This is a genomic window from Pseudonocardia xishanensis (assembly GCF_039541715.1).
GTDB classification, from domain to species: Bacteria; Actinomycetota; Actinomycetes; order Mycobacteriales; family Pseudonocardiaceae; genus Pseudonocardia; species Pseudonocardia xishanensis.
This window is the reverse complement of record NZ_BAABGT010000062.1, coordinates 23,564-34,881: the sequence shown is the minus strand read 5'-3', so window position 1 is coordinate 34,881 and position 11,318 is coordinate 23,564. Positions and strand designations below refer to the sequence as shown.

Annotated in this window: 10 protein-coding genes and 1 pseudogene; 5 read left to right on the top strand and 6 right to left on the bottom strand. The window is 75.1% G+C overall.

What is annotated here, in order from left to right:
* Positions 1 to 79: 79 nt before the first annotated feature.
* Both ABD993_RS21130 and ABD993_RS21125 read right to left on the bottom strand, forming a co-directional pair.
* Positions 80 to 1,171: a quinone-dependent dihydroorotate dehydrogenase gene (locus tag ABD993_RS21130; protein WP_345421119.1), complete on the bottom strand. Its 1,092-nt coding sequence runs from the start codon at positions 1,169 to 1,171 to the stop codon at positions 80 to 82.
* A 22-nt stretch (positions 1,172 to 1,193) separates the two neighbouring features.
* Positions 1,194 to 1,568, bottom strand: a complete 375-nt coding sequence (locus ABD993_RS21125; RefSeq protein ID WP_345421116.1) for an RNA-binding S4 domain-containing protein — start codon at positions 1,566 to 1,568, stop codon at positions 1,194 to 1,196.
* Positions 1,569 to 1,614: 46 nt separating this feature from the next.
* On the opposite strand from ABD993_RS21125, the pseudogene ABD993_RS21120 reads away from it, so the two are divergent.
* From ABD993_RS21120 to ABD993_RS21110, 3 genes and pseudogenes are all read left to right on the top strand, one after another.
* Positions 1,615 to 2,512, top strand: a pseudogene (locus ABD993_RS21120) (DMT family transporter).
* A gap of 9 nt (positions 2,513 to 2,521) precedes the next feature.
* Positions 2,522 to 3,391 carry a diacylglycerol/lipid kinase family protein gene (locus ABD993_RS21115; RefSeq protein WP_345421113.1) on the top strand — a complete coding sequence of 290 codons (870 nt, stop codon included), beginning with the start codon at positions 2,522 to 2,524 and terminating at the stop codon, positions 3,389 to 3,391.
* Positions 3,392 to 3,408: 17 nt separating this feature from the next.
* Complete coding sequence (locus ABD993_RS21110) at positions 3,409 to 4,062, top strand: RraA family protein (protein WP_345421110.1); 654 nt, start codon at positions 3,409 to 3,411, stop codon at positions 4,060 to 4,062.
* Positions 4,063 to 4,157: 95 nt separating this feature from the next.
* On the opposite strand, the gene ABD993_RS21105 is transcribed toward ABD993_RS21110, so the two are convergent.
* Both ABD993_RS21105 and malQ read right to left on the bottom strand, forming a co-directional pair.
* Entirely contained in the window at positions 4,158 to 4,943 is a 786-nt protein-coding gene (locus tag ABD993_RS21105; protein WP_345421107.1) for a 2-keto-4-pentenoate hydratase, read from the bottom strand.
* Positions 4,944 to 4,959: 16 nt separating this feature from the next.
* On the bottom strand, positions 4,960 to 6,897 hold the full coding sequence (gene malQ, locus ABD993_RS21100; protein ID WP_425569073.1) for a 4-alpha-glucanotransferase: 1,938 nt from the start codon (positions 6,895 to 6,897) through the stop codon (positions 4,960 to 4,962).
* Positions 6,898 to 7,137: 240 nt separating this feature from the next.
* Here malQ and ABD993_RS21095 point away from each other — a divergent pair, with 240 nt between their 5' ends.
* On the top strand, positions 7,138 to 9,060 hold the full coding sequence (locus tag ABD993_RS21095; protein ID WP_345421101.1) for a carboxypeptidase regulatory-like domain-containing protein: 1,923 nt from the start codon (positions 7,138 to 7,140) through the stop codon (positions 9,058 to 9,060).
* Complete coding sequence (locus ABD993_RS21090; protein WP_345421098.1) at positions 9,060 to 9,884, top strand: alpha/beta hydrolase; 825 nt, start codon at positions 9,060 to 9,062, stop codon at positions 9,882 to 9,884. The genes ABD993_RS21095 and ABD993_RS21090 overlap by 1 nt, the downstream gene beginning before the upstream one ends.
* A gap of 148 nt (positions 9,885 to 10,032) precedes the next feature.
* On the opposite strand, the gene ABD993_RS21085 is transcribed toward ABD993_RS21090, so the two are convergent.
* Both ABD993_RS21085 and ABD993_RS21080 read right to left on the bottom strand, forming a co-directional pair.
* Complete coding sequence (locus ABD993_RS21085) at positions 10,033 to 10,497, bottom strand: hypothetical protein (protein WP_345421095.1); 465 nt, start codon at positions 10,495 to 10,497, stop codon at positions 10,033 to 10,035.
* Between the two features lie 131 nt (positions 10,498 to 10,628).
* On the bottom strand, positions 10,629 to 11,291 hold the full coding sequence (locus ABD993_RS21080) for an acetoacetate decarboxylase family protein (protein ID WP_345421092.1): 663 nt from the start codon (positions 11,289 to 11,291) through the stop codon (positions 10,629 to 10,631).
* Between the last annotated feature and the right edge of the window lie 27 nt (positions 11,292 to 11,318).

The window sequence follows — 11,318 nt, the reverse complement described above, 5'->3', positions numbered from 1 at the left end:
CGCCGACATCAAACATCGGAAAAGCCCCGGAGCCTCGTGCTCCGGGGCTTTTCTGCGTTTCGCGGTCCGGCATTCCGGATCAGGCCGTTCCGACCGCCGCCGCGACGCTGGGGAACGCATTCTGGTGCAGGAGCGAGGCCAGCTCCGTGTTCATCATCCGGGCCCAGGTTCCGCCGCCGTAGACGAATCCCGTGTAGGACTGCACCAAGGACGCGCCCGCGGTGATGCGGCGGTAAGCGTCCTCGCCCGTGAAGATGCCGCCCACCGAGATGATGGTGCGGTCCGGCCCCAGCGTCGCCCGCAGCGTCCCGACGACGGCCTGGGCCGCCTCGGCAAGCGGAAGGCCGGAGAGGCCACCGGCGCCGAGTGCGGCGACCTCGTCCGCGGGGGTGCGCAGGCCGGCACGCGAGGTCGTCGTGTTGGTGGCGACCACGCCGTCGAGCCCGAGCTTCACGGTCATGTCCGCCACCGCGTCGACGTCCTCGGCGGCGAGATCGGTCGTGATCTTGACCAGCAGCGGGACGGTCCGACCGGGAACCGAGGCCACGAGCTCCTCGCGAACCGCCTCGAGGAGCGGGGACAGCACACCGACCTGCTGGAGGTCCCGTAGACCCGGCGTGTTGGGCGAGCTCACGTTCACCACGACGTAGTCGGCGAACCGACCGAGCGCGCGGGCGCTGTAGCGGTAGTCGTCGATCGCCTCCTCCGGGGTGGCGACCTTGCTCTTGCCGATGTTGATCCCCAGCACCGGCCTGCCCTCGGCGGGCAGCGCGGCCAGGCGGGCGGCGACGGCGTCCGCCCCGGAGTTGTTGAAGCCCATCCGGTTGACCAGCGCCTTGTCCGCGGGCAGGCGGAACAGCCGCGGTGCGGGGTTGCCGGGCTGGGGACGCGCGGTGATCGTGCCGAGCTCCACGAACCCGAAGCCGAGCCTGCTCAGGGCGACCGGCCCGCGGGCGTCCTTGTCGAAGCCCGCGGCGAGGCCGAGGGGGTTGGGGAAGTCGACGCCGAACACCCGCGTCTGCAGCACCTGGTCCGACGCGGTGAGCAGCCGCCCCACGCACGGCCCGATCAGCGGGGCCCCGGCCACCCCCCGGATCGCGCCGAACGCGACGCCGTGGATGGGCTCGGCCGGAATGCGGCGCAGGACGTGCCGGAACAGCAGGTCGTACATGCCGACATTCTCGCCCAGCGGCTCACGGGAGTGGGCGCAGGGCTCCGAGCTGGTCCAGCATCCGCCGCTCGCGCTTCGTGGGACGACCCGTTCCGCGGTCGCGCACCGCGAAGACCGGCCTGGCCTCCTTCGGCGGGGGCGGCGGGGTGTGGTCGAGGTAGCAGGCCTGCGCCTCGGGAGCGCCCACCCGCTTATCGATCACCTTCGTGACCTCCACGATGCGGGTCTCCTCGTAGACCCGGGCGCGTACCCGGTCACCGGGGTGGACCGTGGTGGCGGGCTTGGCCGGGCGGTCGTTGACCCGGACGTGGCCACCCCGACAGGCGGCCGCGGCGTCCGACCGGGTCTTGGCCAGGCGCACCGACCACAGCCAGCGATCGAGGCGGGCGGACTCCACCCGGACACCATGGCATAGATCCACCGCCCCCGGGGTTGTGCGGACCATGGCGCGCGACCGGACATGGCTCGTGGCGGCAGCGGCCGCGCTCTGGGGAACCGACGGGCTGTTGCGTGCGCCCCTGGCAGGCGCACTGCCCGCGGCCACGGTGGTGTTCTGGGAGCACCTGATCGCCGTGGCGGTCCTGCTCCCGTTCCTGCCGTCGGCGGTGCGGGCGTTTCGTGCGTCGTCGGTGCGGGACCGGGTCGCGATCGGCGTCATCGGGGCGGGGTCGAGCGCGCTGGCCACGGCCCTGTTCACCGCCGCCTTCGCCACCGGGGACGCGTTGACGCCGTTGGTGCTGCAGAAGCTGCAGCCCCTCGTCGCCGTGGTGGCGGCCGCCGCGCTGATCGGCGAACGGGTGCGCGGTGGCTACTGGCTGATCGCGGTGCCCGCGCTCGTCGGGGCCTGGCTGGTGGCGTTCCCCGATCCGTTCGCGGTCCGGCTCAGCGAGCTGGGAGCCGCGGGGCTCGCGATCGGTGCGGCGGTGCTGTGGGGGCTCGGCACCGTGCTCGGCCGGATGGTCGGGGTCCGGACGGCCCCGCGGGACGTGACGGTGCTCCGGTTCGCCGTCGGGCTGCCGGCGTCCGCGGTCATCGTCGGCGTGCAGGGCGCGCCCCTCGCCATCACGGGGAGCCAGGCGCTGCCACTGGTGCTGCTGGCCCTCATCCCCGGCCTGCTCGCGCTCGTCCTCTACTACGTCGCGCTCAAGGAGACCCCGGCCGCGCGCCACGCTCGCGGAGCTGTCCTTCCCCGCGACCGCCGCGGTCCTGGGCATCGCGTTCCTCGGCGTCCACCCCAGCGCGACGCAGTGGATCGGCCTGCTGGTCGTGGTGGTGGCCATCACCGCGCTCGGGCTCCGAGAACGCGGCTCCGAACCGGTCGTCCACGCGCGAACGGGATAGTCTTCGCACGTGGCGCATGCCTTCGATCGTGTCGTGGTGGTCTTCAACCCCAACTCCACCGGGGACGCGCAGGAGCGCGCCGAGGAACTGAAGTCCGGCCTGGCCGAGCGGGCGTCTCACCTGCCCGTCGAGCTGCGGCCCACCGAGTACGCGGGGCACGCGCGGGAGATCGCGCGCGAGGAGGCCGGGTCGGGCTCCCCGCTGATCGTCTCGGTGAGCGGGGACGGCGGGTACAACGAGGTCGTCGACGGCCTGATGCAGGCGGGCGAGACCACGGCGTCGGCCGCGGTGCTGGCGGCGGGGAACGCGAACGACCACCGCCGCGTCGTCGGGAGGCAGCCGCTGCTGGACGCGATCGTCGCCGGGAGGACGGACCGGCTGGACCTGCTGCGCCTCACCCGGGACGGCGAGGTCAGCTACGCGCACTCCTACATCGGGCTGGGGATCACCCCCGTCGTCGCGTTGGAGCTCGAACGCGGCGGCAAGGGCTCGTTCAAGGAGATCGTCACCACGGTGCGCGCCTTCTCGCGGTTCCACCCCTTCTCCATCGAGGTCGACGGGCGCAGGCAGTCCTTCGACAGCCTGGTCCTCGCCAACATCGCCGAGATGGCGAAGGTCGCCACGCTGGCCGAGGACGCCGAGCCGGACGACGGCGTGTTCGAGGTCGTGCTCATCCCGCACCGGTCGAAGCTCCGGACCGCGGTGACCGCGGCCAAGGCGGCGCTGCGCGGCCTCGGCGCCCAGCCCAGCGTGAAGGAGTACGCCTTCACCACGATCGACCCCATGCCCGCCCAGATCGACGGCGAGGTGCTCGAGCTGAAGGCTCGGACCTCGGTCCGGGTCGACATCGCACCCGGGGCGCTGTCGACCGTCCGCTGACCCACCAGGATGGGGGCATGGACACGTTGATCGAGCGGCTGCGCGCGGTGCAGGTCTCCTCGCTGTGCGATGCCGACAAGGGCCTCGCGGTCGTCGACCCGGCCATCCGGGCGATGGTCTCGGACGTCTCGTTCGCGGGCCCCGCGTTCACCCTGCTCGCCTACGACGACCACCTCCCGGTGCTCGCCGCGCTCCGGGAGGCGGAGCCGGGCTCGGTGCTGGTGGTGGCCACGAACTCGTTGCGCAAGGCCGTGTCCGGGGAGCTGTTCGCCACCGAGGCGCAGCGGCGCGGGATCGCCGCGATCGTGATCGACGGCTACTGCCGGGACCTGCGCGGCCTGCGCCGGATCGGCCTGCCCGTGCACGCCCGCGGCACCACGCCGATGTCCGGCACCACCCGGGACCCCGGCACCTTCGGGCGCGAGGTGCTGCTGGGCCGGGTCCGCGTCTCCCCGGGTGACCTGGTCGTGGGGGACGACGACGGCGTCGTCGTCGGGCCGCGGGAGCGGTTCGAGGCGGCGATCGACGCGGCCGAGGAGATCGAGCGGGCGGAGAAGGCGCTGGTGGCGGGCATGGCGGGTGGGCGTGCCCTGCACGACATGACGAACGTGGAGGAGCACCTGGAGGCGCTGGGCCGCGAGCAGCCCAGCGCCCTGCGGTTCCTGGTCTAGACGTGGTGACCCGGGACGTTGCCGACGACGCCTGAGGCGTGTCGGACTGACCTGAGGGAGAACCTCCGGGCACTCGTCCCGGTGGGCGGACCCGATCAGGAGAAGGCGATCTCCACCCGGCCGAGATCGCCGAAGTCGGCGCGGACCCGGTCGCCCGATGCGACCGTCGGGACGGGGGTGGTGGACCCCGTCGTGACGATCTCGCCTGCCTTGAGTCCGGTGCCCAGGTGGGCGAGCTCCTCGGCGAGCCAGACGAGCGCGGTGCGGGGATCGCCCATGACCTCGGCGCCGCGGCCCCCGGCGGCCCGCTCGCCGTTGATCCACAGGGCTGTCCCCGCTGTGGACAGCTCGATCCGCTCCCAGTCCGGGACCTCCGGGCCGAGCACGAACATCCCGGCGCAGGCCACGTCCGCCAGCAGCTGGGAGCTCCCCGCGTGGGCGTAGTCCGCGAACCGCGAGTCCGGGATCTCGATCGCCAGGTGCAGCCCGCCGACGGCCTCCAGCACCTCCTCGCGGGTCGGGTCGGCGCTGACGTCCCGCGCCATCCGGAACGCGAACTCCGCCTCCACGACCCGCATGTGCAGGCCCTCGAACGGCAGCGTGCCCCCGGGCTCGTACCGGAAGCGGTCGAACAGCCGCCCGGGCAGCGGCGTGCCGATCCCGATCACGGCCTGGCTCGGTGCCGAGGTCGCGGCGATCTTCCAGCCGTAGCCTGCGCCCGCGCGGTCCCCGAGCCGCTCCTGGATCGCCCAGCCCGCCTCGTGGTCGTGCGGGTGGATGTCGTCGGGGAGCCCGTCGATCACGTCGCCGGACTGCCAGGTGGACCACAGCAGGTCCGCGGCATGGTCGGCGATGGTGGAGGCCTCGGCACTGAGCGGCATGGCTGTGATCCTCGCCTCAGCGACCCCCGGAACGCAATGCCGCCACGACCTCCTTCACCCGGGGGTCCGCCTGCAGCTCCTCGATCGACACCGGCAGCGGCAGCCGCCAGTTCGGGTACTCGTCCACCGTCCCGGGGAGGTTGGGCTGCCGCGTCTCGCCGACGACGTCGTAGGGGCTGGCCAGCACCAACCGGCACCGCGAGCGGGCCAGCAGGGCGTGCATCGCGACGATGAGCCGGTCGTCCGGGGCGCCGGGCTCGACCAGGCCCTCGGCCTCCAGGAGCGCCACGAGCTCGGCGCGGTCCGCGGCGGCCCTGCGCTCCTCGGCGGGCACGTCGTCGAGCAGGTCGAGGTCGGCGCGGGCGCGGACGTGCTCGCCGGTGAGGAACCCCGCGGCGGTGGGCAGGTCGTGGGTGGAGATCGTGGCGACGGCCTCGTCCGGCCACTCGTCCGGGGGCAGCAGCCGGTCGGTCGCGGGGTCGCGGGCGAACCACAGCACGGTCGAGCCGAGCATGTTCCGGCCGTGCAGGGCCTCGGTCACCTCCGGCTCGACGGTCCCCAGGTCCTCGCCGATCACCGCGGCGTTCGCGCGGGATGCCTCGAGGGTGAGGACGGCGAGCATGGCGTCGGCGTCGTAGTGCACATAGGTGCCGCGGTCGGCGGAGCGGCCCGGCGGCACCCACCAGAGCCGGAAGAGCCCGGCGACGTGGTCGATGCGCAGCCCGTCGGCGTGGGTGAGCAGGGCGCGGAGCATGTCCCGGTAGGCCGCATAGCCCGTCTCGGCCAGGCGGTCGGGGCGCCACGGCGGCAGGCCCCAGGCCTGTCCGCGCTGGTTGAACGCGTCCGGCGGGGCGCCGACGGTGACGTCGAGGGCGAGCACGTCCTGCAGTGCCCAGGCGTCCGCGCCCTCGGGGTCGCAGCCCACGGCGAGGTCGTGGATCACGCCCAGGGACATCGTGGCGGCAGCGGCACGGGCGGCCCCCAGCTGGTCGGCCACGCGCTGCTGCACCCAGCCGTGGAAGGCGACCCGCGGGGCGAGGTCCCGTCCGGCCTGCTCGACCGCGGCCGAGCCGGGGTGCCGCAGCTCCTCGGGCCACTGGGAGAACCGGCCGCCGTAGCGCTCGGCGAGGGCGCAGTAGGTCGCGAAGTCGACGAGGTCGGCGCCGGGGTCCACCGGCTCGGGACGGCCCGCGGAGCGCCACAGGAGCTCGAGCGCGTCCTTCTTCGCCGCCCACACCCGGTCGTGCGGGATCCGGTCGCCGACGACCTCCGGCCGCAGCGCGTCCACCTCCGCGCGGGTGGCCGGGTCGGCCGCGGCGTACTCGGCGAGATCGGTGACGCGCAGCGCCAGCGGCGTGGAGAACCGCCTGCTCGACGGCGTGTACGGGCTCGGCTGCACGGGGCTCAGCGGGGTGATGGCGTGCAGCGGGTTGAGCAGGATCGCCGAGGCACCCTGCTGCGCGGCGTGCGCGGTGAACTCGCGCAGGTCGCCGAGGTCCCCGATGGCCCAGCTGTGCCGCGAGTGCAGCGCGTAGAGCTGCAGCATCCAGCCCCAGGAGCGGGGTGCGGCGGGCAGCGCCGCGGGCGAGACGACGACGGTGACCTCCTGCACGGACGTCCGCAGCCGGTACCAACCCGGCGCGAGGTCTGCGGGGAGCTCGGTCGTGAGCTCGCGGGTGGAGCCGTCCTCGCCGGTCAGGGTGCCGGGCACCGACAGGGGGCGGGCCGTGCCGCTGCGCATCCCGACCGTGCCGGGCAGCAGGCCACGGGCGGCCTCCTCGCGGGCGGCGGCGAGGGCGGCTGCGCGGGCCACGGGGGTGGACGCGTCGACGTCCAGCAGGCCGAGGACCTCGACGACCACCTCCTCGTCCACGGTCACGGGTCGGCGGTCGCCGTCGTTGTATCCGGTCGCGACGCCGTGCGCCGCGGCCAGCTCGATGAGGTCGGGATCCAGGGCCACGTTCGGAATCGTTCCCGATGGCGGGATCCGGCGCGCGCGGGGGCGGTCGGACACTCGGGCTGAGCTGCGGGGATGCGACACGCCGCGGGGGTGTGGGCGGGCCGGGTCGCGGGGGTGTCCGGTGCTACGGTTTTCCGACGAGTCCGGGCCGGGCCCGTCCCTGGCGCGAGCCATGGGGGAACGGACTCGACCTCGCGGTTCGGGCTGGTGGTTCGGGCGAGGAGAGGCGAGTTCATGAGCACGTGGGCCCTGTTGGTGATGGTGCTGCTCGTGCTGCTGGCCGTGGGGATCGTGCTGCTCGCCTCGCGCCGCGGACGCACCCCGGTCGCCGCGGCACCCGCGCCCGCGCCGGGCCGCACGGTCGAGGACCTGGTGCGGTCCCGGCAGCAGTCGGTCGAGGAGGCCGCCGAGCCGGTGGAGGAGCCCTCCGCCGCGGTCGAGGCCGAGCCCGCCGAGGCCCCCGCGTCGGCGGCCGCCGAGCCCGCCGAGTCCGCCGAGTCCGCCGAGTCCGCCGAGCCCACTGCGCCCACTGCGCCCACTTCGCCCACTTCGGAGCGTCGGGTGGACCCGGACGTCGACGCGGGCCCGGTCGGCCCGCCGTGGACCCGCGGGTTCGTCGACGGGGTCCCGGTCGAGGGCCCGCCCCGACCGAAGCCGGCCCGCCGGACCACCGTGGACCCGGCGTTGGTCGCCCGCGTGACCTCGGTCGTGCCGCCCGCCCGCTCCCAGGAGGAGCGGCCGGTGGAGCGCGGGATCGTGAGCCCCGCGGTGGCGGACGCCATCGCCCGCGCGCGCGGGCAGGGCGAGCGGCCCCCGCTCGCCGCCGTCCCGGACCTCCCCGAGGCCCCCCGCCCGTCGCGGTTCGTCGCGAGCGGCGCGACCGTGGCGGGCCTGGCTTTGGCGGGGTACGCGGCCGCGAAGCCGGCGGAGCACCCCACCGAGCCCACCCCCACCGACCCCGAGTCGCAGGCCACCACGCCCGAGTCGGACACCTCCGCTCGCGAGTCCGATACCACCGCGGTCGAGTCGAACACCGAGGCCCGCGAGTCGGACACCACAGCGGTCGAGCCGGGCACCACCGCCGCCGAGTCCGACGCCGCTGTCGGCGAGGCCGACACCTCCGCCGCCCACGCAGGTGTCGGGGCGGGTGAGGCCGCGGGTCGGGAGGCTCCGGAGGCCGCGGTCGCCGAGTCCCCGGTCGACGCGGAGATCGAGGCCGCGGGCGGCGCGCCGCTCGCCCCCCTGCCCAGCCCGCGCGACGGGGCCCAGGCGGAGCCGCGGCCGGTGCTCGCCGTCGTGCCCGGGAGCGCGGAGCGGCGGTTGCGGGCCGTGCCCGCCTTCGCGACCAGCAGCGATCCGCGGTCCGAGTCCGTGATCGACACCCCGGTCGCCGGGGCCGGTGCCCGGCCCGTCACGCTGAGTGCCGTGACCCCCTCTCCCGCCGCCCCGCGGTCGACGTCGCCCGCCGGGACCGCCTCGTCCGAGGACCCCCGGGCCGCCGAGCACGCCGCCGTGGACCTGGCCCTGCTGCGCACCCTCGGGTTCGCCGACCCCAACCCGCGCAACGGCGTGTCGCCGGTCGTGGACATGAGCGTCGAACACCCGGACGAGACCCCCGAGCCCCCCGGGCAGCCGACCCCGGTCGCCTTCCGCGTGCACGGCCGGGACCACGCCGCCGTCGCGGACGCCGCCGTCGCGCTGCTGGACACGCGGGGTCGCGAGGCCGCCTCCGCGACCGGGGACGACCAGGGCCGAGGCACCGTGACCGCGCCTCGTCCCGGCGGGTACGTGCTGGTCGCCTCGGCCGCCGGGCACCAGCCCGGGGTCGTCGCGATCCGCGCCGAGGTGGGTGGCGGCACCGTCGAGGTGCCCCTGGTCCGCTCCTCGGCGATCACCGGGAGGGTTCGGGACGGCGAGGGCGCGCCCGTCATCGACGCGGTTCTGGACCTGCTGCAGGACGGTGAGCTCGTCGGTTCCGCGACCACCGCCGCGGACGGCGGGTACCGGTTCGCCGAGCTCGCGGCGGGCGACTACACGGTCGCCGTCCAGAAGGGCGGGCGCGCGCCCGTCGTCGTCGCGGTGCGGGTGGACGAGGAGGTGGACCGGGAGCAGGACGTCGTACTGCCCGCCGGCGTCGCCGCCCCGCACCCCGGGTGATGGATCTCGCGGAGGGCAGGCTCCCCGGCGTCGTCGCCGAGCTGTTCTGGCAGGCCTGGCTGCCTGCCGAGCCGCGCGGCGTCGTGCTGCTGAGCCATGGCCTCGGCGAGCACTCCGGCCGGTACGCGCACGTCGCCGAGGCACTCGTCGCCGACGGCTGGGCGGTCTACGCCCTGGACCACGCCGGGCACGGGCACTCCGGCGGGCGCCGGGTGGACGGCGGGATCGCGAACTGGGTCCCGGACCTCGACCTGCTGCGCCTGCACGCCGCCGCCCGGCATCCCGGGCTGCCGTTGTTCCTGGTGGGGCACAGCATGGGCGGCCTGATCGCGCTCGCGTACGCCGAGGCGCACCCGGAGGCCCTGGCCGGCCTGGTGCTCTCGGCTCCCGCGCTGTCGAAGGAGGCGGTGCACGCCCGGCTCGTGCCCGCCCTCCTGGCGCTGGGCCGGATCGCGCCCACGCTGCGGCTCGCGGGCATCGACGCCGCGGACATCAGCAAGGATCCCGAGGTCGTGGCGGCCTTCCACGCGGACCCGCTGACCTGGAAGGGCTACCCCACGCTCCGGCTCGGTGCCGGGATGTTCGGGATCATGGACGAGGTGGTCGCCCGCTCCCGCGAGCTGACCCTGCCGGTGTTGCTCCAGCACGGCGACGCGGACCGGATCACCACCGTCGAGGTCACCCGGGGGCTCGCCCGCACGATCGGGTCGGCGGACCTGACCGTCGAGATCTACGAGGGTCTCTGGCACGAGATCTACAACGAGCCCGAGCGCGAGGGCCCGATCACCGACCTCCGGGAGTGGCTGGCCGCGCACCGGCCATAGCCGGCGCGGCAGCCGTCGCGTGGTCCGGCACCCCCGGCGGCTCAGCGCCCCAGTGTCGTCGCGGGCGGTTCCTGAGGGCAGACCGTGCCCTCGGCGGGCGAGGTCGGTGGGCACCGCGCGGTCCAGGCAGTTCACGGCCAGGTTGGCCTCACAGCGTCGGGTCGACGGGGCGTCGAGGACCATCCGGTCGACGCGGTCCGGGAAGAGCGTCGCGTAGGTGGCGCCGAGCAGCGTCCCGTAGGACGGGCCCGCCCGGCACGTCGGGATCGAGGTCGCGGGCGAGGGCCGTCTCCCGGTCCGCGTCGCCGACGCAGCGCACGCCCTGGGACTCGCCGACGCCACGCGGGTCCATCCCGACGACGTCGTAGCGCGCGGCCAGCTCGGGCGTCACGAAGGAGAACTCGCCCGCGGTGTCGATGGTCCTGATCAGGTCGCCCGTGGCGCCGCCCGGGCCACCCGGGTCGACCAGCAGCACCCCGAGCCGCTGCGCGGGGTCGGCGGCGCGGTGCCGGACGAGGGCGAGCGGGACCGTCGGCCCGTCGGGGTCCGCGTGGTCGACGGGCACCGGGTAGCTCGCGCAGTCCAGGTTCGGGCCGCACTCGCTCCACCGCACCGGCGAGGACGGCGGCTCGGCGGATCGTCGTGGATGAGCGCATGTCCCGAGCGTCGCCGGACGGGCCGTCCGCGGTCAGTCGCCGCCGTCACGGGTGCGGATGACGGGCGCACCGAGCCCGATGGCACCCGTCACGACACGACGGCGGGGTCCATGTCGAACGCCAGGTGCTCGACGATCGCGGTGACCAGCGGACGGCCCAGGTGCAGCGAGCGGAGCTCGGCGGCCATGGGGTGACCCTCGCCCGGCACGACGGTCGCGCCCAGACCCAGCCGGATCCCGCGCATCCGGGCGCGCACGGGACTGGCCAGCACGGCGCCGTCGCGGTGGGCGAACGCGGTGACGCCGCCGCGCACCGGGAAGGGCAGGGGCAGCAGCGCGCTGATCGCCGCGGTGACCACGTGCCTCCCGGCGTGGGCGAGATGGCCCGTGGCGCGGCCGCCGTCGATCTCCAGCTCCGCCTCGCCGAGCCACTTCGGCAGGCCCCACAGCGTCGAACCCGCCTCGCGGGTGAACTCCTCGGTGACCGGGAGCTGGGTGATGTGCACGCCCACCCGCCCGCCGTACCGGACCGGGAAGGCGAGGGCCAGCTCGTCGTACACGCCGAGGTCGTTGACCCGGTACCGGACGAGGCCCACGACGGCGAAAGCCCGGGGGCCCAGGGAGAACGGGGTGAAGCCGCCGGTCAGCGCGGCCGCCCGGGCCCGTCGGACGGGGTAGACGGCACAGGCCGCGCCCGCGTCCCCGATCCGCACCGGGAAGTCGATGCGCCGTCCCTGGATCTCCACTCCCATGCCGCGATCCTCCTCCGGACGGCCCCG

Excerpts from the sequence above, each read along its gene's own strand:
- ABD993_RS21130 (WP_345421119.1), bottom strand. The coding sequence starts at position 1,171 with ATGTACGACCTGCTGTTCCGGCACGTCCTGCGCCGCATTCCGGCCGAG.
- ABD993_RS21080 (WP_345421092.1), bottom strand. The coding sequence starts at position 11,291 with ATGGGAGTGGAGATCCAGGGACGGCGCATCGACTTCCCGGTGCGGATC.
- ABD993_RS21110 (WP_345421110.1), top strand. The coding sequence starts at position 3,409 with ATGGACACGTTGATCGAGCGGCTGCGCGCGGTGCAGGTCTCCTCGCTG.
- ABD993_RS21095 (WP_345421101.1), top strand. The coding sequence starts at position 7,138 with ATGAGCACGTGGGCCCTGTTGGTGATGGTGCTGCTCGTGCTGCTGGCC.
- ABD993_RS21105 (WP_345421107.1), bottom strand. The coding sequence starts at position 4,943 with ATGCCGCTCAGTGCCGAGGCCTCCACCATCGCCGACCATGCCGCGGAC.
- ABD993_RS21090 (WP_345421098.1), top strand. The coding sequence starts at position 9,060 with ATGGATCTCGCGGAGGGCAGGCTCCCCGGCGTCGTCGCCGAGCTGTTC.